A 20,149-nucleotide genomic window follows, 5' to 3' on the forward strand; every position below is an offset into this window, starting at 1 on the left:
GATGCTTCGTTTTGCTTGTCAAGGCGGGAAAGATGCCTTGACAAGCAAAACGAAGCACGACGGCGCAAAGCATCGGGGCGGCGGGGGGAGGTGTGGGTGAAGAAAAAGCAGTTGGCACCGGGTCGGGTGGGGTGGGTTGGTTGCCAGTGCGGTGGGGGAGAGGTGCGGGGGGCGGTGTGCGGGTTCAGGGAACGCCGGGTGGGTTAGGTGGGGGTCTCGGCGAAGGATGCCGGGTGCGGGGGTGCTGTGGGGCGGTTGAGGGAACGCCGGGTGGGGAAGGTGGGAGGCCGGGCGAAGGAAGCCGGGTGCGGTGAGGCGGTGGAGGAGGGCTGGCCGCGAAAGACAAAGGACGAAGGATGCCTGGTGCGGTGGGGCAGTGAAGGAAGGCTGGCCGCGTAGGGCGAAGGATGCGGGGGTACCAGGGGCCTGGTCGAAAGCAGCGGGGCCGCCCGGACCTGAGCGTCACCGTTCAGATTTCTAATCTGACGTGCGAATCACCCCCGTCGTGGGGTAACGATGGGGGTGATTCGCGCGTTGCACCTGCGGAACCGATCTCCCCCTACCCGAGGAGCGACAACCCGATGTCCGCTGCGCCCGCGACCCTGACGATGTACTCGACCTCCTGGTGCGGCTTCTGCTACAGCCTGAAGAACCAACTGAAGCGTGAAGGCATCGAGTACATCGAGGTGGACATCGAGCGGACTCCCGGTGCCGCTGACTTCGTCGAGAGCGTCAACGGTGGGAATCAGACCGTGCCCACGCTGCACTTCCCCAACGGCGAGACCTTGACGAACCCCTCGATCGCCCAGGTCAAGTCGCAGTTGGGCTAGTGCCGGACCGCTGGTCGGGCGTGGGGGTCCCTCCCCGTGCCCGGCCCGGTTCGAAGCCTAGGAACGTGCGGTGCGCGGTGGAAGTACCAGGAACGGTCCGAACGGACTGGGCCAATGACGGCGTGGTCACGTGAACGCCGAGCGCATGCGGCGCAGGCCTTCCTCGACGTCGTCGGTGGCGATCAGGCCGTAGCCGAACACGAATCCCTGCCTGGGGACGCGGTCGACGCCGCAGAGCGCCATGGAGTGCATCGCGACGTCCTGCTCGCGGGCCCGAGCGATGATGGCCGCGTCCTCGCCGGGGCGATCGGTGCGGAGCCACGCGGTCATGTGCAGGCCCGCCGCGCTGGTGATGGGTTCCAAATGTTCGGTGAAGTCCTGGTCGAAGGCGATCGCCATCCGGTCGCGCCGCGCTCGGTAGACGCGGCGCATCTTCCGCAGGTGTCCCGCCAGCAGGCCCGCGTCGATGAACTCCGCGAGCGCCCCCTGCACGGGGCTGGCGGAGTGCCAGTCGGCCAGGTGCTTGGCCTTGCGCAAGGCGGCGTGCAACGACGGGGGAGCGACGCAGAAGCCGACTCGCAGCGTCGGCAGGAGGACCTTGGAGAACGAGCTGACGTAGACGACGCGGCCGGTGCGGTCCAGGGCGTGCAGGGGTTCCACGGGGCGGCCGGTCCAGCGGAACTCGCTGTCGTAGTCGTCCTCGACGATCACGGCGTCCACCCGGTCCGCCCACGCGAGCAGCGCGAGGCGTCGGGACAGCGAGAGGGCGTAGCCGAGCGGGAACTGGTGCGACGGGCTGGTGTACACCAGCTTCGCGTCCTCCGGGAGCTGGGAGACGACCAGGCCCTCCGCGTCGACGGGGACGCCGACGAGGCGCACGCCCATCGCCTGGAACAGCCGCTTGACCGGCGGGTAGCAGGGGTCCTCCACGGCGACCACGTCGCCGGGCGCGAGCATCACCCGTGCGATCAGGTCGACGGCCTGCTGCACGCCCGCGGTGACCATGACATCGGCCGCGGTGGCCCGCACGGCGCGCGAGAGGCCGACGTGGCGGGCGATCGAGGCGCGCAAACCCGCGTGCCCCATGGGTTCGCCGTACATCCCGAGCCTGGTGGCCGAGTCGCGGAGCTGGCGGGACAGCATGGCCCGCCAGGTGGCGAACGGGAAGGAGCGGGCGTCCGGCATACCCGGTCGGAAGTCGTACCTGGTGCCCATCGCGGAGAGGTCCGGCGGGTCGGGCATGCCGTCCCACATCGGCCGCGGGCGCAGCGGTGACGTGGGCACCTCGGGTTCGGCCCCGCCGTGGAACGGGAGGTCGCTGACGAACGTGCCGACGCCGACCCGGCTGGTGAGGAAGCCCTCCGCGGCGAGCTTCTCGTACGCCGCGTTGGCCGTGTTGCGGGACACCGAGAGCGCGGCGGCCAGCTCCCTGGTGGGCGGCAGGGCCTCGCCGGGCCGCAGCCGCCCGTCCAGGATGGCGGCGCGGACCTGAAGGTAGATCTGGGCGGTCAGCTCACGACGTCCGTCCAGGCTCACGTGCAGGTCCACGCTCGGTCCACCTCTTCACACCGGGGAACCGCCCATCAGACCAGGGTGACGGCGTACACCTCCACACGGGGGTCGTCGGGCAGCGTGACCGACTGGAGCACCTTGGCCGGGTCGACGGGCAGCGACTGGCCGAACAGCCGCACCGGCGGCCCGTCCACGCCCTGGCCCGCCTTGATGCGGTGCGGCATGTCGAGCACGACCGTGCTGCCGGGCGGGGTCGAGCCCGCCCAGTCGCCGACCGTGACCGACACCTGGGTGCTGGTGCCGTCCGCGTACCGCAGCGTCACCGCGCCTGTCACCGGACCGTTGTGGGAGGCCGAGACGAGCTTGACCGCGCTGTAGTTCCCCTGCGGCAGCAGCACCGCTTGGCCGCGGGTCTCGACGAAGTTGTTCGCCGTGCCGGTGGGGTCCGGCGTCGAGTACGTCACGCCACCCCAGGAGACCGTGCCCGCTGCGGGCAGCAGGGCGCCGTCGTAGCTCCAGCCGCCGCCGTCGAAGTTCCCCTGGGAGGACTGGGAAACCGTGGCCGCGCCGTCGTGGTTGCGCTCGCGGCCGAGGTCCACGGCGCACTGGCCGCCCACCACGGTCGCGCAGCTCCCCGCCGCCCGGATCTCCACGGTGGCGATCCGGGTGACCGCCCCGGCGGTGACCTTCACCTGGTACGTGCCGGGAGCGGTGTTGGCCGGGACGGTGATGGGCAGCGTCACGGTCTTCTGCACCGGCAGCCGCTTCGACTCGATCAGCAGCGGAGCCCGTTGCAGCGTCGAGCCCCAGCCGGGCGGCACGACGGTCTTGAGCGGCACCGACAGCGTGCCGGGGGACTGGCCGAGGACGTCCAGGCTCAGCGTCAGGGTCTGCGCGGAACCCTTGGTCGGCAGGATCGCCGACGCGGGCCGCACGGACGCGTCCACGTGCTCGCGGCCGTCGGCGGGAGCCTTGTTGATCGACGGCGGTTCCGACCCGGCCTGCGTGCCCCACGCCGACGGCGTGGCGCCGACCTGGTAGGCCAGCGTGCCGCCCTTGGCCATCGCCTTCCAGTCCAGCCACGTCTTCGTGTGGTTGGCGCCCTTGAACTTCACCGCCTGCACGTACCGGTTGGCGTCGGTGACGCCCGGCGCGGTCACGGTCAGCGTGCCGCCCTGCGACGACGCGTACTGTCCGATCCGGACGGTCGCCGTCTCGAACTGCGGGCTGGACAGCGCCATGAAGTCGCCGCCGCTCATCGTCGGGTACATCCCGAGCGAGGAGAACACGTACCAGGCGGACATCGTGCCCAGGTCGTCGTTCCCGGTCATGCCGTCCGGGCCGGTGGTGAACAGCGTCATCGCCGCCCGCACGACGGTCGCGGTCTTCGCGGGGGCACCGGACCACAGGTACACGTACGGCGCGAGCAGGTCGGGCTCGTTGTTGGGGTTGTACGTGGGCTTGCCGTAGTAGTCGTAGGGCTGGGTGATCCAGTCGCGGCGCGCGGTGCCCGCGGGGTCGGCGAGCAGCTTGTCGTAGACGAAGAAGTCGTCCAGCCGCTTGGTCGTGGCCGCCTTGCCGCCCATCAGGGCGACCATCCCGGCCGGGTCCTGCGGGACCAGCCACTGGTACTGGTACGCGCCGCCCTCGTGGAACTGGTGCCCCGCCTCGACCGGGTCGTACGGCGCGAGCCAGGTGCCCTCGGCGGTGCGCGGGCGGAACTGGGAGATCGACGAGTCCCACAGGTTGCGGTACCACTGGCCGCGACCGGCGAACAGCGTGGCGTCGGCGGTCTTCCCGAGCCCCTTGGCCATCAGCGCGAGCGAGGCGTCGGCCGCCGCGTACTCCAGCGTCGCCGATGCCGGGTGCACGCAGTCGTTGTCGCCGCCCTTGTGCGCGCAGTCGGTGCCCAGCTTCAAGCCGGACGGGACGTAGCCGCGGTCGTTGTAGAACTCGACGCCGGAACGGCCGTTGTACGGCGAGGAAGCGGGCGGGAGGCTCGTGGCGTTCTTGCGCAGCAACGCGTACGCCTCCTCCTCGTACCCGGCGAGCAGGCCCTTCGACCACGCCTCCACCAGGAACGGGGTGACCGGGTCGCCGGTCATGATGTTGGTCTCGCTGTTGGCGAGCGCCCAGCGCGGCAGCCAGCCGCCGTCGCGGCCCGCCGCCACGAGCGACAGGGCGACGTCCCGCGCCACGTCCGGGCGGAGCATCTCCAGGAGCTGGTTCTGCGGCCGGTAGGTGTCCCACAGCGAGAAGTTCTGGTACGGCGTGAACCCGGACGCGGTGTGCACCGCGCCGTCGAACCCGACGTACTTCCCGTCGACGTCACCGGCGAGGTTCGGGTGCAGCAGCGAGTGGTAGAGCGCGGTGTAGAACGCCGTCCGCCGCTCGACCGAGCCGCCGCCGATGGTGATCGCCCCGAGCTGCGCGACCCAGTCGTCGTGCGCCTTCTGCTTCGTGGCCTCGAAGTCGTGGTTCGTCGTCTCGGCCGCGAGGTTCTTCCGCGCGCCCTCGGCGCCGGTGTAGGACAGGCCGACCTTCACGACGACGTCGCGGTCGGCGGTGGCGTCGAACGTGACCCACGCGCCGTTGGAGCCGGTGCCCGCCGCGTCACGGCTGCCGGGCGTCGTGGTCGACCCGCGCCACGACCCGAAGGACGCGAACGGGCGGTCGAACGTGGCGGTGAAGTACACGGTGTGCTCGTCGCGGCCCGCGCAGAACCCGCCGGCCTTGACCCGGCCCTCGACCGTGCGGTCGCCGACGACGTGCACCTCGGAGTCGAACACGTTCTGGTTGGCCTTGCCGGTGTTGAAGAGGATGTTCGCCGCGCCCGTCGCCGGGAACGTGTGCCGTTGCCAGCCCGTGCGGGTGGTGGCGGTCAGCTCCGAGTTCACCCCGTACTTCGACAGGCCGACGCGGTAGTAGCCGGGCGTCGCGGCCTCGTCGGAGTGGGAGTACGGCGACCGGTAGACGTTCGGGTCGACGCTCGTGACGGCGCCGGTCGTCGGCATCATCGGCAGCTCGCCCGCGACCCCGCAGCCCACGCCGGACAGGTGCGTCTGGCTGAACCCGTAGATCGTGCCCTGCTGGTAGTCGTACCCGCCCTGGCCGCCGGTGTCCGGGCTGACCTGCACCATCCCGAACGGCGCGCTGGCGCCGGGGAAGGTGTTGCCGAAGTTCTGGGTGCCGACGAACGGGTTCACCAGCCCGGTCGGGTCCTCCGCGGGGGCCGCCGTCGCGGGCGGCGTGGCGAGCAAGCCCGCCACGAGCGCTCCGGCGAGCACCCCCGCGACACGGGTTCGTCTGCTGCGCACCAGGTCCTCCTCTATGACATCGTTGTCATGCCCCACGGTCCTTCACCTGCCACGCACCGTGTCAGGGCAGGCCTCCGCCTGTCAACGACCCGAACGAGAACCGACAAGACAAAACAGGACCGCGCGCCAACCGTTCGCTCCACGACGAACGACGGGACGGCTACGCCTGCCAGAGCTGGACGAGCCAGCGCTCGACGCCGGATTCGAAGGTCCCCTCGTCGAGTTCGGCGGCCTCGTCCCGGTTCCCGGCGTGGACGCGGGCGTGGTGGGCACCGGGCCGCGCGATCGGCAGCGCGTGCGCGGAGTGGGTCGCGGTGACGGACTGGAGACGGACCGCCGAGTCCTCCATCGGTCGGACGAGGACCGTAGCGCCACGGGCGACGGGCCTAGCTCGGGCCTCCTCCGACCGACGCGACCGCCGCCCCACGACCTCCGGGTCCGGCGCGACGGCCGCCGGGGTGTGCGCCCCGGCGACCTCGGTTCACGCGCGGGACCGCGTCACGCCCCGCTGCCGTACGGCCGGGTGATGATCTCCAGCGCGTGCCCGTCCGGGTCGTCGAAGTACACGCCCCGCCCGCCGTCGTGGGTGTTGATCCGGCCCTCGTCCTGGTGGTGGGGATCGGACCAGTAGGTGAGCCCGCGTTCCCGGACGCGGCCGAAGATCGCGTCGAAGTCGGGCTCGTCGACCAGGAACGCGTAGTGCTGCGTGGTGATCGAGCCCGGCGTGGTCATGTAGTCGAGGGTGGTGTCGCCGTCGGTCTGCACGGTGACGAACGGCCCGAACGGCACTGGTGCGGGCAGGCCCATCACCTCCGCCAGGAACTCGGCGGACGCCTTCGCGTCCCGCGCTGCCACGATCGTGTGGTTCAACCGCACTGCCATGCTGGTGAAGCCCCCTTTTCGCGTTGTCCCGAACCGTTGAGGCTAGAACCTCCACCGCGCTGGAAGTCAACTCGCCGGTCTTTCTGTCGGACCCCCCTCGTAGGATCGCCGCCATGTCCTCCCCCGACACCGGAACCGGCGTGAGCGAAGCCCGCGAAGTACTCCAGCGGGTGTTCGGGTACGCCGAGTTCCGCGGCAGCCAGCAGGACGTCATCGAGCACGTGGTCGCGGGCGGAGACGCGCTCGTGCTGATGCCGACAGGTGGCGGCAAGTCCCTCTGCTACCAGATCCCCGCGCTCGTCAGGCCGGGTGTCGGGGTGGTCATCTCGCCGCTGATCGCGTTGATGCAGGACCAGGTCGACGCGCTGCGCAACGTCGGCGTGCGCGCCGGCTTCCTGAACTCGACGCAGAACCCGGACGAGCGCAGCATGGTCGAGTCGGAGTTCCTGGCGGGGGAGCTGGACCTCCTCTACCTGGCCCCGGAGCGCCTGCGCCTCGAGTCGACGGCGCGCCTGCTGGACCGGGGGAAGGTCTCGCTGTTCGCGATCGACGAGGCCCACTGCGTTTCCCAGTGGGGCCACGACTTCCGCCCGGACTACCTGGCGCTCTCGGCCGTGCACGAGCGGTGGCCGGACGTGCCCCGCATCGCGCTGACGGCGACCGCGACGGAGGCGACGCACCAGGAGATCGCGACCAGGCTGAACCTCAAGAAGGCCCGGCACTTCGTCGCGAGCTTCGACCGGCCGAACATCCAGTACCGCATCGAGCCCAAGAACGAGCCGAAGAAGCAGTTGCTCGACCTGCTCCGCACCGAGCATGCGGGTGACGCGGGCATCGTCTACTGCCTGTCCCGCGCGTCGGTGGAGAAGACGGCGGAGTTCCTGGTCCAGAACGGGATCCCCGCCCTGCCCTACCACGCGGGCCTCGACTCGGGCGTCCGCGCGGTCAACCAGTCGCGGTTCCTCCGCGAGGACGGCCTCGTCATGGTCGCGACCATCGCGTTCGGCATGGGCATCGACAAGCCGGACGTCCGGTTCGTCGCGCACCTCGACCTGCCCAAGTCGGTCGAGGGCTACTACCAGGAGACCGGCCGCGCGGGCCGCGACGGCCTGCCGTCGACGGCGTGGCTGGCGTACGGCCTCCAGGACGTGGTGCAGCAGCGCAAGATGATCGACACGTCGGAGGGTGACCAGGCCCACCGCCGGATGCTCGGGCTGCACCTCGACGCGATGCTCGCGCTGTGCGAGACGGTCGACTGCCGCCGCGCCCGCCTCCTCGCCTACTTCGGCCAGGAGGGAACGCCCTGCGGCAACTGCGACACCTGCCTGTCCCCGCCGGAGTCGTGGGACGGCACCATCGCCGCGCAGAAGCTGCTGTCGACGGTGTACCGGTTGCAGAACGAGCGCAGGCAGAAGTTCGGCGCGGGCCAGTTGATCGACATCCTGCTGGGCAAGAAGACGGCCAAGGTCATCCAGTTCGACCACGACTCCCTGACCGTCTTCGGCATCGGCGCCGACCTCCGCGAGACCGAGTGGCGCGGCGTGGTCCGCCAACTCCTCGCCCAGGGCCTCCTGGCGGTGGAGGGCGACTACGGCACGCTCGTCCTGACGCCCGCCAGCGCCGACGTGCTGGGCCGCAAGCGCGAGGTCGTGCTCCGCCGCGAGCCCGAACGCGTCCGCGCCGCGAGGCCCGCCCGTGCGGCCAAGACCGCCGCCGCGGTCGTGGACATGCCCGCCGAGGCGGCCCCGGTGTTCGAGCGCCTGCGGGCCTGGCGCGCCGCGACGGCGAAGGAGCAGGGCGTGCCCGCGTACGTCGTCTTCCACGACGCGACGCTGCGGCAGATCGCGACGCTCTCACCCGGCTCCCTGGAGGAGCTGGGCACGGTCAACGGCGTCGGTGAGAACAAGCTCGCGAAGTACGGCCAAGGAATTCTGGACACGCTCGCGGAGTAGGCGTCGCGCTTTAGCTTTTCCCCGCACGCAGAAGTCGAACCGCGCTCCCGCTGGCCGGGGCGCGGTTCGCTGCCATTATTCGTCACATCGTTCGACCCCGAATGTTTGTTAGCAGGGGTTCCACGCCGTTGTTGTGACGTGCGACCGACCCTCGATCCGCAGTGGTCCAGCCGGTACGCCCTTCGGCGTAGTTCCTGGCAGCAGGCGGTAACCGTGCCCTCATGGCCGGCTACTCACCGCACTTATCGGGGCTGTTCGAGATCAACAGGTGACCTAGGTTGCTCCAAACAGCCGTATTGAGCTACGCCTGAGAGACATAGTGTGATTCGCCAAGCGCGGTTGCCAATGCCCAATTAGAGTGTGGTTGACTCGGCCCGCGCGTTCGCCCGACGTACACCTGATCGTTTATGAGGGGTCAATTTCTCCATGAGCATCGACTTGGCGTTGAAGGAATCCATGTCCATCACGGGTGCGGTGGGGGTGGCGCTGGTCGACTACGACAGCGGCATGTCCCTCGGCTCCCTGGGTGGCGGTGACTGGCTCGACCTGGACGTCGCCGCGGCGGGCAACACCGAGGTGGTCCGGGCGAAGCTCCGGGTCATGGCGTCGCTCGCGCTGAACGACGCCATCGAGGACATCCTGATCACCCTGGCCCGCCAGTACCACCTGATCCGGCCGCTGTCCGCCAGGGGCAACTCGACGCTGTTCCTCTACCTGGTGCTGGACCGCGAGCGGGCGAACCTCGCCCTCGCACGGCACAGCCTCAAGCGCATCGAAGCCAACCTGTCCGTATGAGCGCCGCCGAATCCCGCAGGCAGGACTCCGGCTCCCCGCTGCCGACACGCAGGCCGTCCTCGACGGCCACCAAGCCCCTGCCGATGGGACCGGTGGTCACGCAGCCGCCGTTCGACGCGGCCGGGATGACGGAGACGCTCCGGACGATCCGCGGCCAGGTCGACCGGGTGACCGGGCTCCTGGTGGCCACCCAGGACGGCCTGGTACTGGCCAGCGACACCAGGGACGTCGAGAACGAGGCCGTCGCCGCCATGTCCGCGGCGGCCGTCGGGCTCGCGGTGCAGTTCACCGGTCAGGCCGGGATCGGTGAGCCGCGCGCCGCGGTCTTCGAGGGCACCTCGGGCTACGTCTGCGTGTTCCCGGTCGAGGCGTCGCTCCTGCTCGTCGTCTTCGGCGAGCGGGACATCACCATGGGGTTGTTCAACATAGCGGCCAAGCAGGCGCTGTCACTGCTCCAGCACGTGGTCCTGCGCCAGCGGGTCCACACCGTGCGCGCGAACCGCCGCGCGTACTTCGAGGAACCCCAGGGGTGAGCTCCGTCCCTTCGCGGTGGACCCCGAGAAATGCGGGCGGAGTTCCGGTTCGCTCATTTCCGCCTTCGGGGCCTAATGGGGAACGTGGTCGTTCAGATTGTCGATAGGGCTTTTCGACGTCTTTTCCCGCATGGTCACGCCGATGTGACTCTCCGTGTCGGCGGTGTGGTGCGAGATGTGCGGTGTGGCGCGGGCCGATCCGCCCGGAGGGCGCAGTTGTGCTAGTCAGACGCTGTGTCACCTCGATCTAGCGGACGGTGACTCCTCGCTCTGGGTGTTACACACCGCACTCATCTCGGCCGTCAGGTGACACGGTTGCTCCAATCGGTCGTTTTTCCGTGCGGCTTCGCGACGTGGTGTGATTTGCTAGGCGCCGCTGCTTTCACCCATGCGGAAATGTCCGCTCGGTAACCCGGCACGCGTCCGATCACCTGTGAAGGGCCACTTTCTCCATGAGCATCGACTTAGCCTTGAAAGAATCCATGTCCATCGCCGGTGCGGTGGGGGTGGCGCTGGTCGACTACGACAGCGGCATGTCCCTTGGCACGCTCGGCGGGGGTGAGCTGGACCTCGACGTCGCCGCGGCGGGCAACACCGAGGTCGTCAGGGCGAAGCTCCGGGTCATGGCCTCCCTGGCGCTGAACGACACCATCGAGGACATCCTGATCACCCTGAACCGCCAGTACCACCTGATCCGGCCGCTCTCGGCCGCCAAGGGGAACCCGACGCTGTTCCTCTACCTGGTGCTGGACCGCGAGCACGCGAACCTCGCGCTGGCGCGGCACTACCTGAAGCGCGTCGAGGCCAGGCTGACGGTCTAGCGGCCCGTCCGCGACCGGGCCGTCAGCCCACGATCCGCCGGATCACGCTGATCGGGCCGATGTCGTCGATGTCGGCGATCTTCACCGGGACGCCCTCGGTGGAGGCGTGCACGGCCCGGACGCCGTCCACGGCCATGGCCACGTGCGACTGGCCGGAGTAGTAGATGATCAGGTCACCCGGCTGGACCTCGCCGCGCGACACCGCCCGTCCGGTGGTGGCCTGCGTGTAGGTGACCCTGGGGATGGTCACACCGGCCGCCCGGTACGACGCCTGCGTCAGGCTGGAGCAGTCCCACGAGTTGGGGCCGTTCGAGCCGAAGACGTAGGGCTTCCCGCGCTGCTCCAGCGCGAACGCCAGCGCCTTCCCCGCGGCACCGGACGGCGTGGCGACCGCGGCCGTGTCGCCCTTGTTCGCGAGCACCGCCCGGTCTGAGGAGTTCAGCGAGTCGTACTGCCTGCGGGCCTCGGTCACCTGTGACACCAGCGCCACCCGCTTCTCCTCGATGTCCGTGACGAGTTCGTCCGCCGCGGCCGAGGCCTCCGACGCCCGTTTCTGGGCGTCCTTCGCCCCGGCCTTGGCCGCGGCGGCGTCGGCGAGCGCGGCCGACAGCGAGTCCAGCGAGGCCGCCTGGTCGGCGGCCAGCACGTCCATCGCCGACATCCTGGTGAGGAAGTCAGTCTGCGAGTCCGAGACGAGCATCGCCGACAGGCCGGTGAACCGCGCGCCCTGGAAGGAGGCCTCGGTCAGCAGGTCCACCTGACCCCGGAACTGCTCCTCGGCCGCGGTCGCCCGGTCCAGCGCCTGCCCGGCCGTCACGAGGTCCTGGTTCGCGCGGTCCAACTCGCCCTGCTTCGCCCGCTTGTCCTCCTGGGCGCGCAGGTGGTCCTCGTTGAGGACCTCGGCGTCGTGCGTCAGACCGGTGTACCGCTTGAGCGCCTCGGAGGAGTTCGGGGGCAGCGGTTCGGCCGCCGCCGGGGCGACGGCGAGAGCGGCGATGACCGCCGCCGCGAGAACGGTCGCGGCGGTGCGCTTGACGGGCGACGACGTCATACCCGGCTCTACGGCATGTGGGGGTTCTCGGTTCAGAATTCGTCCATAGCTCACCAATGCGTCTTGACCGGTTTGTCCGAGGTCGCTAACGTTTCTGGTCTAGACCACATGAACAAGTGACAACCTGGATCCGCTGACCAGCGGAAACCTCGTGGCCGAAAGAGAACCGTGCCAATTCCGCCGCGTTGGCACGGAGCGTGGATCACGTATCCGCTGCATCGGGTTCCCACCCCTGCGGTGGTCGGCGCTCACGTCGTGCCCTCCACCTGGGAACTGCCGTTCACTCCAGAGGAGCTGTCATGAGCATGAGGAGCAAGATCGCCGCGGCGGCGGTCGCCATCGGTATCGCACCCCTGATCGTCGTCCTGTCGCCCGCGGGCACGGCGAGTGCGCACGGCTACATCTCGTCCCCACCCAGCAGGCAGGCGAACTGCGCCCAGGGCCGCGTCCAGAACTGCGGCGACATCGTCTGGGAGCCGCAGAGCGTCGAAGGGCCTAAGGGCGTCAAGAACTGCCACGGCAACTCGCGCTTCAGCGTGCTGAGCGATGAGAGCAAGGGTTGGCCCGCGGCCTCGGTGGGCGGCACGGTCAACTTCAACTGGGTGCTGACGGCGCGCCACGCCACCAGCACGTGGGAGTACTTCATCGGCGGCACGCGCATCGCCGTCTTCAACGACGGCGGCAGGCAGCCGGGCGCGACCGTGAGCCACTCGGTCAGCCTCGGTGGTCGCACGGGCAGGCAGAAGGTCCTCGCGGTGTGGAACATCGCCGACACGGCGAACGCGTTCTACGCGTGCGTCGACTTGCAGGTGGGCGGGGCGAAGCTGGCCGCGGCCTAGCCACTCGCGTCGGGGACCCGCGCTCCGCGCGCGGGGCGCGGGTCCCTCCCTTCTCGCGCTCACACCGTGGAGGACCATGAACCGCCACCCGCTCGTCCTGCTGCTCGCGGGCTTCCTGCTGCTCGCCGGCTGCGGCACGGCACAACCGAACGCGAAGGCCGACTTCAACGCGGCCGACGTGATGTTCCTCCAGATGATGCTGCCACTGCACGACCAGGGCATCGAGCTGACCGGCCTGGCGAAGGAACGGGCGGTCAGACCGGCCGTGCGCGACCTCGCCACCGAGCTGGACGCCGTGCAGCGCAAGGAGTCCGAGACCATGAAGGGGTGGCTGGCCGAGTGGGGTCAGCCGACGGCGGTGGACGCCGACCCCGGCGCGCACCAGCACCACGGCGGGCTGCACCAGACCAGTCCCGCCGAGATCGCCGCGCTCGAGTCCACACCGGACGCGGAGTTCGACACAGCGTTCCTCAACCTGATGACCGGGCACCTGCACAACTCGGTCGAACTGACCAAGTCCGAAGTGGATGGAGGGGGCAACGCCGGGGCGAAGGAGTTGGCGACCTCGATCCGCGAGTCGCGGAGCAAGGAGATCAGCCGGCTGCTGGGCCTGGTCGGGTAGCGGGCGGGCCCGCGAGCCAGGCCTCGTGCGACTGCCAGGCCAGCAGCGTCGACGGGCTCTCGAACCGCCGCGGCGCGCCCGTGAGCGGATCGGTGAACGCGAGCACCTTCGCCAGGAGCTGCAACGGTTTCCGGTAGTCGTCCAGTGCCGTCTCGGTGAGGACGGGGTAGAAGTCGTCACCGAGGATCGGCACGCCGAGCCCGGCCATGTGCAGCCGGAGCTGGTGCGTGCGGCCGGTCCTCGGCAGCAGGCGGTACCGGCCGAGGCCGTCGCGGTGCTCGACGAGCTCCACGAGCGTCTCGCTGTTCGGCGGCCCGTCCGGTTCCTGCGCGGTGATGACGCCCTTCTCCTTGACGATCCGGCTGCGCACCGTGCGCGGCAGTTCGAGGTCGGGGTCGAACGGTGCCACCGCCTCGTACTCCTTGTGCACCAGGCGATCCCGGAACAGCGTCTGGTACGCGCCGCGCCGCGCGGGGTTCACGACGAACATGATCAGCCCGGCGGTCACCCGGTCCAGCCGGTGCGCGGGCACGAGGTCCGGCAGGTCCAGCTCGCGGCGCAGCCGCACCAGCGCCGTCTCCAGGATGTGCTTGCCGCGCGGGATGGTCGCGAGGAAGTGCGGCTTGTCCACGACCAGCAGGTCCGCGTCGCGGTGCACGACGCCGATCTCGAAGGGCACCGCCACCTCGTCCGGCAGGTCGCGGTGGAACCACACCGACGAGTTCGGCACGAACGGGGCGTTCGGCGGCACCGGGCCGTCCATGTCCACGATCCGGCTCTCGCGCAGCATCAGGTCGATGCGCGCCGGGTCCACCTTCGGCAGCCGGTCGACCAGGTGGTCGCGCAGCGTCGCCCACGGCCCCTCCGCGGGCATCCGCAGCCGGGCGGGGTCGAGTCCGTGCCGCTGGGGGAGCGGGGGCTTGAGCTTGCGTCTCATCGTGGGGGAGCGTAACCGTTCCCGGTCCCCGCGTTCGGCGCGGTGAACGGACCGGGATGAATTCGATTTCCGCGCCCGCCCTCCGGAATGGCGAACAATGGATGATCGACTCGTTCACGTCCATAAACATCCGTCGTCCTCTTGAAAGAGGTCGAGGAACGCCCTTACCGTTTGCCTTCCAAGTCGCCGCCGCGACCACGGAAGGGACAATGATGTCACGACTGCTTTCCCGAACGCGCGTGTTCGCGCTCGCGGCGGCCGCGCTCACCGGAATGGGGATCGTCGGCGCACCGGCCGCGCAGGCCCAGGTCGAATCGGGCAACTGGACCTCCTACTCGCCGTCGTTCACCGTCCAGGAACGCGGCTGCGGCACCGTCAACGGCCTCACGTTCCAGTTGACCTGCTCCACAGCCAGTGGCGACCAGAGGGCCGAACGCCGGTACGCGAACTACTCCGGCGGCGGCGCCCGCCAGTTCGAGGGCACCTTCCGGATCTCCAGCCTCGCGGGCACCCGGATCAGCCTGAAGCAGACGTTCAACGACTCCGAGCCCGGCCCGTTCTTCATGCTCGCGGTGGAGCGCGGCGGTCGGCTCTACGCCGTCCACGGCGGCGCGACGATCGCCACCGGGGCCACTGTCGGCACGTCAGTGCGGGTGAACACGGTCCACCGGATCGGCAGCAACCACAAGACGTACGTCAACGGATCGCTGAAGCACACCTACGCCAGCCCCGGCGGGACCTTCTACGACAAGTTCGGCGCGTACCGGACGAGTTCGGGCCAGGGCCCCGCCACCGTCGTGTGGAGCGGCGTCAAGTTCTGGCGCCAGTAGGTCCCCCGACCGCCCTGCCGTCCCGGTCGTGCGGGACGGCAGGGCCCCACTCCGAACCCCAGGGGCGGCTCGTGACCAAGCTCCCGATCCTGTCCGCGCTCGTGCTCGCCGCGGCGCTCACCGCGTGTTCGAGAACGGATTCCCCGGCCGAGTTGACCGCCGTTCTGGATTCCCCGTTCAACGCGACGCTCACGTGGACGACGACGGATGCCCGTGCGGCGGGCCGAGCCGTGGAATTCGCCACCGAACCGGGCGGCGAGTACACGACGCTCCAGTACACGCCCGTCGAGCGGACGACCTACCGGCACCCGGACCTCATTCCCGACACGAACTTCCACTACCGCGTCCGCACGTATTCCGGCCCGACTTCCGAATCGCGCGAAATCACCCTCCCACCCGGCGAACTCGACGACGCGACCCAGGCGGAGGACCACGGGTGGATCACCCCGAAGACCGTCCCCGGAACCGTCGCGGACGTCTCGGCCCTCCGCGCGGGCGGCGGCGCGCCCACCGACCTCCAGGCGACGGTCGAGCACGCCAACGGCATCAGGTTCACCTGGACCGACCACGCCACCGACGAGGACGGCTACCTCCTGGAGGTGAAGGCCGCGGGCGCCACGACGTTCACCCCGGCCGCCGTGCTCGACCCGAACACCAACTCGGCGGGCCTGATCACCCTGCCGGACGAGAAGACGGCCGCGTACCGGGTCCGCGCGTTCTTCTGGGGCGGGACGTCGAACGTCGCGCACGTCAAGACCGGGCCGGACCCGGACGGCCACTGATTGTCCACAGAGGACTGTCGGTCGTGCGGAGCCGTGGCGCTCCGGGCTTCGCCGCAGGGTGCGTCGGGACCGGGCGGGAACGGGTGTCCCCGCCCGGAGCCCTGGTGCACCCCCCGCCGGGAACGGCGGGTCGGAGGGGTGTGAAGTTGGCTATTCCTCGCCGTTCTCCGGGTCCTTGTCCACCCCGCGCTTGCGCAGGAAGTTGAAGCCCGGAATGCCCAGGATCGCCTGGCGGACGTCGTTCGTGACCTCCAGGAGCTGGTGCACGTCCGGGCCCACCTTGTCGAGCGTCGCGAGGATCGGCAGCACGTCCGAGAGCACGTGCTCGGTGATCACCGGGAGCTGGTCGACCAGTTTGATGGCCGCCTCGATCTCCTGCGGCGACAGCTCGTCGACGAACCGGCGCAGCAGCGGCATCGCCTGGCGGGCCAGCGGGGAGTAGGCCTCCAGCAGCTCGTGGGCCGTGCGGGCCGTCGACTCGGCCACCACGACCACGCCGTTGGCCTGCGAGGTGATGTCGACGACCTCGGTCACCACGGCCTCGGCCGCCGTCGACACGCGCCGCGCGTCGGCCACCACGACCTGCGCCGAGGCGCTGACCGCGCGGGCGTTCTCCACGACGGCGGTGACCTCGTCGACGACCGCTTCGGTTTTCCGCACCAGGGTGTCGGCGCGGGTGACCACGTCGTCCACCCGGCCCACCAGCGACTCCGCCGCGTCGAGCAGTCCGAGCACCCGGCCGGGTACCGCGGCGACCGCGACGGCGGAGTCGACAGCCCATCCGACGGTCGATTTCGCCAGGCCGAACAGCGCACCTGGATCGGGCAGTCGCAGTTCCATGCGTCCACTCTGCCCTACCCGGCGCGGATGTTCAGTCCTTGATCGTGAACACGGGCCTCGAGCCCGCGCCGGCGGCCTGTTCGGTGGTGCTCGCGATGCCGCCGATCCCGGTGCGAACGTTTGCGCCACCAACCGTGCGCAGCGGGTAGTCGATCGCTGGGAAATATGCGACGCGGATGTTCTGGCCGCCGCCGTTGTGACCCTTCGAGCCACCGTGCGCGGACCCCGTGGCCGACCCGAAGGTGTAGGCCTCCGCGGAGCGGACCGGGTGTGGTCGGAGTGGGATGACGAGATGAGCCGAGATGTCGGTGTTCGGGCCGGAACGCGAGCGGGTGGTTCCGCAAAAGGAATGGGATGTCGTCGTGAGCGGGTGCTCCACCTCGGCGATCGGCCGCCCGGTTGTTCAATTCCCCGCCGGGAAATCACGGTGGTCGTGGTGAAGTGGGGATAACCGCGTGGATAACCCGCAGATCACGAATCGGTCGCGGGCGTGAAGGCGCTGTGGTCGATGTCCGGAGTGAGCCGTGGCGGGCGGGGTGGCGGCGATGTCGGAAAGGGCCGCGTCGCTGGTGTACGGGGCTGTGCGCACGTGGGCGTGACGGCGTCATCGCCGTCCTTGCGGGGGTGGGAGGGGCTCGTGGGGTGGTCGTCCGCTGCCGGAACGACGACGACCGTTACCTCGGCGAAATAGTTTCGCCGGGCAGTGGTCGGGGCGAATCAAAGCGCTGGGCGGAACCCGGCAAGGCCGTCGGGATGGTGTCTTCGATAGGCGGCGGGAGAGGTTTTGGCCTGGAGTCGTGAGCGCCGGATGGTGATCGGCGAATACCGGATCGCTGTTCTCCCGGTGCGCTGTCGTATGTTCAGGTACGTGAACTCGGCGCGTCTTGCCAGTCGGTGGCGATTTGCGGATTGGGCCGGGAGTGGTCCACTCCGACCCCCGGCGCGCCTTGCTGCGACGGGTGCCTGCGTCCCGAGTGGCGCGCAGCGGTAGCGCCGGGCGGGCGACCCTGATAACGGCTGCCCTCGAACGGGTGACGTTTGGCGGGGCGCGAAACCCCGAGTGGTGCGGTCGTTGACTTTTTTCCGCAAGCCGACTATTAACTGCGTTTGGTTTGGTATTGTCGTGACATTCCGCCCGTTCGACTCGTTGTGAGGTTCGACCCATGGCCCAGAAGGTTCTCGTCCAGCTGATCGACGACCTGGACGGCACGAGCAGTGAAGACATTTCCACGGTGCAGTTTTCACTGGATGGTGTTACCTACGAGATCGATCTGAATGAGGCCAACGGCGCGAAGCTGCGCGATGGTCTGGCCAGTTTCGTGGCCGCCGCACGGCGCACCGGTGGTCGCGCGAAGCGCGGCACGGCCGCGGTCGTGGGGGGCAAGCCCGCCGGAGAGGGGCGGAGCAAGGAGCAGACGCGGGCCATCCGCGACTGGGCCAAGGCCAACGGGCACGAGCTCGCGGACCGCGGTCGCATCCCGGCGAGCGTGGTCGACGCCTTCGAGTCCGCTCACCGCTGAGCCGTTGATCTCGACCGCGAGAACCCCTGGAACCGTTGAGGTCCGGGGGTTCTCGCGCGTCAGCCGTGCTCTGCCCGCGCGTCGTGCTCGGCCAGCGCCACCAGCACGGCCTCGCTCGCGTCCTCCAGCACCTCGAGGCGCTCCTTCCCGACGGCGTCGATGAACCAGGCCCGCACGTTCGCCGCGTGGTAGGGGGCCGCCTCGGCGATGGCCGCGCGCCCCTCGTCCGTCAGCACGATGTCCGCGTACCGCGTGTCCTCGGCGCACGGCTCCCGCCGCACCAGCCCCCGCTGAGCCATCCGGGTCAGGTGGTGCGACATCCGACTCTTCTCCCAGTCGGTCGCCTCGCCCAGTTCGAACGCCCGCATGCGCCCGGTCGGCGCTTCGGACAGGTTCACCAGGATCTCGTAGTCGGACCCGGACAGCCCGAACTCGCGTTGCAGGTGTCGGTACAGGTGCGTGCTCAGTTGCCTCTGCATCGCGAGGAAGCTGCGCCAGGCTCGCTGCTCGTGCGCACTCAGCCACGGATCATCGCTCACGAAAGAACATACTACGCGCAGGTTGACGCATCATCCAGATTTGCGCCGGAAAATAGGCCGAACCGACGAGAACCCGCCGCCGGGCACCCACTGCCCCGAACTCACGCCGCGGTTGCCCGACACGTCGGGCAACCAGGTGGCGCACATTCCGGGAGCAATAGCCGATCCGCGAGGTGCCGCCTGCAGGGAATCGACTCACCGCGAGAGCGGGAGATCGCTGGTGAGCGGGCCCGCGGACGGAACCGGTGGTGCGCCCGGCGGTCTCCGCGGAGAACCGCTGGCACGCCCCGACGTGGTCGCGGGCCCGACGCGCGGGTGGGAAAAAATAGGCCCGAGTGCCGCAACGTGACCCCCTCCGTCCGCCGTCGGCGCGAGAAGAGCGCCACGCCGGGGATTCGGGGCCGCGCACTCGCGGAACGGGCGGCGTCCGGGTGAACGCGAAGAGCCGAATTCCCCTGCTTCCGGCGAATCGGTCACACCGCGGGCTCAAAGCGCCGGAGACGGGCGCGCGGTCCGGCGTCACGCCCTCCGATATTCCGAAACGGGCGGGCGTGACGACGAACGGGGTCGTCTCAGCCCCCGGATTCGGCGGCCTTCACCTCGCGGAACCCGTCCTCGCTCAACCCCCGCCGCCAATAGCCGGAGATCGACAGCCGGTCCTTGGTCACCCCGCGCTCGGCCATCACCGCCCGCAACTCCTTCACCATCGCGGCCTCGCCGTGCACGAACGCCTGCACGTCCTGCCCGGAGAACTCCATCTCCCGCACGACGTCGACCAGCGACCCGCCGGTGTCCCGGTGCACCCAGACCAGCTCGACGACGCCGGGGCTGTCGAACTTCTGCTCCTCGTCGACGCCGGCCACCTCGATCACGACCCGAGCCCGCGCCCCGGCGGGCAGCCGCTCCAGCGCGGCCCCGATGGCGGGCAGCGCCGCCTCGTCGCCGAGGAGCAGGTGCCACCCGGCCGAGGCCGACGGCGCGTAGCCCCCGCCCGGCCCGAGCAGCGAGAACGTCTGCCCCGGCTGAACGGACGCGGCCCACGGGCCCGCCACGCCGACGTCGCCGTGGTGCACGAAGTCGATCGCCAGTTCCCCGGCTGCGGGGTCGAACGAGCGGACCGTGTAGGTCCTCACGACGGGCCACTCGGTGCGCGGGAAGTCACGGCGGACCGCCTGCATGTCGAGCGGTTCCGGGTACTCGACACCCGGTATCGGGAACAGCACCTTCACGTACGCGTCGGTCCGGTCGTTGGGGACGAAGTCCGCCAGGCCGGGACCGCCCGCGACGACGCGGATCATGTGCGGGGTGACTCGCTCGGTGCGCAGCACGCTGAGCGTGATGACCGAGCGGCGGGCGCGTTCGGGGGCGTCGTTCGCAGGGGCGTTGCTCATCAAACCTCCCGGAAGTGGTTCATCCGTTTAGGTTAGCCTAACCAGGCGGGTGGAGCCCGTGTGGCGTAGCACGCTCCCCCTGAAGATGTGCTAGGGGTCCCCTAGAAACGGCTTCGGCCATCGTCGCGAAACCGATCCAGCCCTAGCGTTTTGAGC

20 protein-coding genes are annotated in these 20,149 nt (G+C 69.8%); 10 read left to right on the forward strand and 10 right to left on the reverse strand.

Features of this window, described 5'->3' with window-relative positions; all coding sequences use genetic code 11:
* The first annotated feature begins 581 nt into the window (after window positions 1-581).
* Complete coding sequence (locus tag NZH93_RS20855; protein ID WP_259624821.1) at window positions 582-830, forward strand: mycoredoxin; 249 nt, start codon at window positions 582-584, stop codon at window positions 828-830.
* 126 nt (window positions 831-956) lie between these two features.
* On the opposite strand, the gene pdxR is transcribed toward NZH93_RS20855, so the two are convergent.
* The 4 genes from pdxR to NZH93_RS20875 form a co-directional block, all read right to left on the reverse strand.
* On the reverse strand, window positions 957-2,378 hold the full coding sequence (gene pdxR / locus NZH93_RS20860) for a MocR-like pyridoxine biosynthesis transcription factor PdxR (protein ID WP_259624822.1): 1,422 nt from the start codon (window positions 2,376-2,378) through the stop codon (window positions 957-959).
* Window positions 2,379-2,413: 35 nt separating this feature from the next.
* Entirely contained in the window at window positions 2,414-5,659 is a 3,246-nt protein-coding gene (locus NZH93_RS20865; RefSeq protein ID WP_259624823.1) for a GH92 family glycosyl hydrolase, read from the reverse strand.
* Window positions 5,660-5,819: 160 nt separating this feature from the next.
* The gene (locus tag NZH93_RS20870; RefSeq protein WP_259624824.1) at window positions 5,820-6,008 is read right to left on the reverse strand and encodes a hypothetical protein; all 189 of its coding nucleotides are present in this window, start codon (window positions 6,006-6,008) and stop codon (window positions 5,820-5,822) included.
* A gap of 149 nt (window positions 6,009-6,157) precedes the next feature.
* Complete coding sequence (locus tag NZH93_RS20875; RefSeq protein ID WP_259624825.1) at window positions 6,158-6,541, reverse strand: VOC family protein; 384 nt, start codon at window positions 6,539-6,541, stop codon at window positions 6,158-6,160.
* A 113-nt stretch (window positions 6,542-6,654) separates the two neighbouring features.
* Between NZH93_RS20875 and recQ the strand changes: the two genes are divergently transcribed.
* From recQ to NZH93_RS20895, 4 genes are all read left to right on the forward strand, one after another.
* Entirely contained in the window at window positions 6,655-8,493 is a 1,839-nt protein-coding gene (recQ, locus tag NZH93_RS20880; protein WP_259624826.1) for a DNA helicase RecQ, read from the forward strand.
* Window positions 8,494-8,919: 426 nt separating this feature from the next.
* Entirely contained in the window at window positions 8,920-9,288 is a 369-nt protein-coding gene (locus NZH93_RS20885) for a hypothetical protein (protein WP_259624827.1), read from the forward strand.
* Window positions 9,285-9,821 carry a roadblock/LC7 domain-containing protein gene (locus NZH93_RS20890; RefSeq protein WP_259624828.1) on the forward strand — a complete coding sequence of 179 codons (537 nt, stop codon included), beginning with the start codon at window positions 9,285-9,287 and terminating at the stop codon, window positions 9,819-9,821. Before NZH93_RS20885 ends, NZH93_RS20890 begins: the two co-directional genes overlap by 4 nt.
* A 452-nt stretch (window positions 9,822-10,273) precedes the next feature.
* Window positions 10,274-10,642 carry a hypothetical protein gene (locus NZH93_RS20895; RefSeq protein ID WP_259624829.1) on the forward strand — a complete coding sequence of 123 codons (369 nt, stop codon included), beginning with the start codon at window positions 10,274-10,276 and terminating at the stop codon, window positions 10,640-10,642.
* Window positions 10,643-10,664: 22 nt separating this feature from the next.
* Here NZH93_RS20895 and NZH93_RS20900 read toward each other — a convergent pair whose 3' ends face one another.
* Window positions 10,665-11,693 carry a C40 family peptidase gene (locus NZH93_RS20900; RefSeq protein WP_259624830.1) on the reverse strand — a complete coding sequence of 343 codons (1,029 nt, stop codon included), beginning with the start codon at window positions 11,691-11,693 and terminating at the stop codon, window positions 10,665-10,667.
* 299 nt (window positions 11,694-11,992) lie between these two features.
* On the opposite strand from NZH93_RS20900, the gene NZH93_RS20905 reads away from it, so the two are divergent.
* Window positions 11,993-12,532: a lytic polysaccharide monooxygenase auxiliary activity family 9 protein gene (locus NZH93_RS20905; RefSeq protein ID WP_259624831.1), complete on the forward strand. Its 540-nt coding sequence runs from the start codon at window positions 11,993-11,995 to the stop codon at window positions 12,530-12,532.
* A 76-nt stretch (window positions 12,533-12,608) separates the two neighbouring features.
* Complete coding sequence (locus tag NZH93_RS20910) at window positions 12,609-13,154, forward strand: DUF305 domain-containing protein (RefSeq protein WP_259624832.1); 546 nt, start codon at window positions 12,609-12,611, stop codon at window positions 13,152-13,154.
* On the opposite strand, the gene NZH93_RS20915 is transcribed toward NZH93_RS20910, so the two are convergent.
* Window positions 13,126-14,091: an RluA family pseudouridine synthase gene (locus tag NZH93_RS20915; protein ID WP_259624833.1), complete on the reverse strand. Its 966-nt coding sequence runs from the start codon at window positions 14,089-14,091 to the stop codon at window positions 13,126-13,128. The genes NZH93_RS20910 and NZH93_RS20915 overlap by 29 nt on opposite strands.
* Window positions 14,092-14,303: 212 nt before the next feature.
* On the opposite strand from NZH93_RS20915, the gene NZH93_RS20920 reads away from it, so the two are divergent.
* Window positions 14,304-14,921 (forward strand): hypothetical protein, encoded by a 618-nt coding sequence (locus NZH93_RS20920; RefSeq protein WP_259624834.1) that lies wholly within the window; start codon window positions 14,304-14,306, stop codon window positions 14,919-14,921.
* Between the two features lie 71 nt (window positions 14,922-14,992).
* Window positions 14,993-15,703 carry a fibronectin type III domain-containing protein gene (locus tag NZH93_RS20925; protein WP_259624835.1) on the forward strand — a complete coding sequence of 237 codons (711 nt, stop codon included), beginning with the start codon at window positions 14,993-14,995 and terminating at the stop codon, window positions 15,701-15,703.
* Window positions 15,704-15,853: 150 nt separating this feature from the next.
* On the opposite strand, the gene NZH93_RS20930 is transcribed toward NZH93_RS20925, so the two are convergent.
* Together NZH93_RS20930 and NZH93_RS20935 are read right to left on the reverse strand one after the other, a co-directional pair.
* The gene (locus NZH93_RS20930; RefSeq protein ID WP_259624836.1) at window positions 15,854-16,543 is read right to left on the reverse strand and encodes a hypothetical protein; all 690 of its coding nucleotides are present in this window, start codon (window positions 16,541-16,543) and stop codon (window positions 15,854-15,856) included.
* Between the two features lie 31 nt (window positions 16,544-16,574).
* A complete protein-coding gene (locus NZH93_RS20935; protein ID WP_259624837.1) occupies window positions 16,575-16,922 on the reverse strand; it encodes a hypothetical protein in 348 nt (115 codons plus the stop codon).
* Between the two features lie 784 nt (window positions 16,923-17,706).
* On the opposite strand from NZH93_RS20935, the gene NZH93_RS20940 reads away from it, so the two are divergent.
* Window positions 17,707-18,063 carry a histone-like nucleoid-structuring protein Lsr2 gene (locus tag NZH93_RS20940; RefSeq protein ID WP_259624838.1) on the forward strand — a complete coding sequence of 119 codons (357 nt, stop codon included), beginning with the start codon at window positions 17,707-17,709 and terminating at the stop codon, window positions 18,061-18,063.
* Window positions 18,064-18,122: 59 nt separating this feature from the next.
* Here NZH93_RS20940 and NZH93_RS20945 read toward each other — a convergent pair whose 3' ends face one another.
* Both NZH93_RS20945 and NZH93_RS20950 read right to left on the reverse strand, forming a co-directional pair.
* The gene (locus NZH93_RS20945; RefSeq protein WP_259624839.1) at window positions 18,123-18,602 is read right to left on the reverse strand and encodes a MarR family winged helix-turn-helix transcriptional regulator; all 480 of its coding nucleotides are present in this window, start codon (window positions 18,600-18,602) and stop codon (window positions 18,123-18,125) included.
* Window positions 18,603-19,174: 572 nt separating this feature from the next.
* The gene (locus NZH93_RS20950) at window positions 19,175-19,993 is read right to left on the reverse strand and encodes a siderophore-interacting protein (protein ID WP_259624840.1); all 819 of its coding nucleotides are present in this window, start codon (window positions 19,991-19,993) and stop codon (window positions 19,175-19,177) included.
* Window positions 19,994-20,149: the final 156 nt, after the last annotated feature.

This window comes from Umezawaea endophytica (assembly GCF_025061645.1).
Lineage (GTDB): Bacteria > Actinomycetota > Actinomycetes > Mycobacteriales > Pseudonocardiaceae > Umezawaea > Umezawaea endophytica.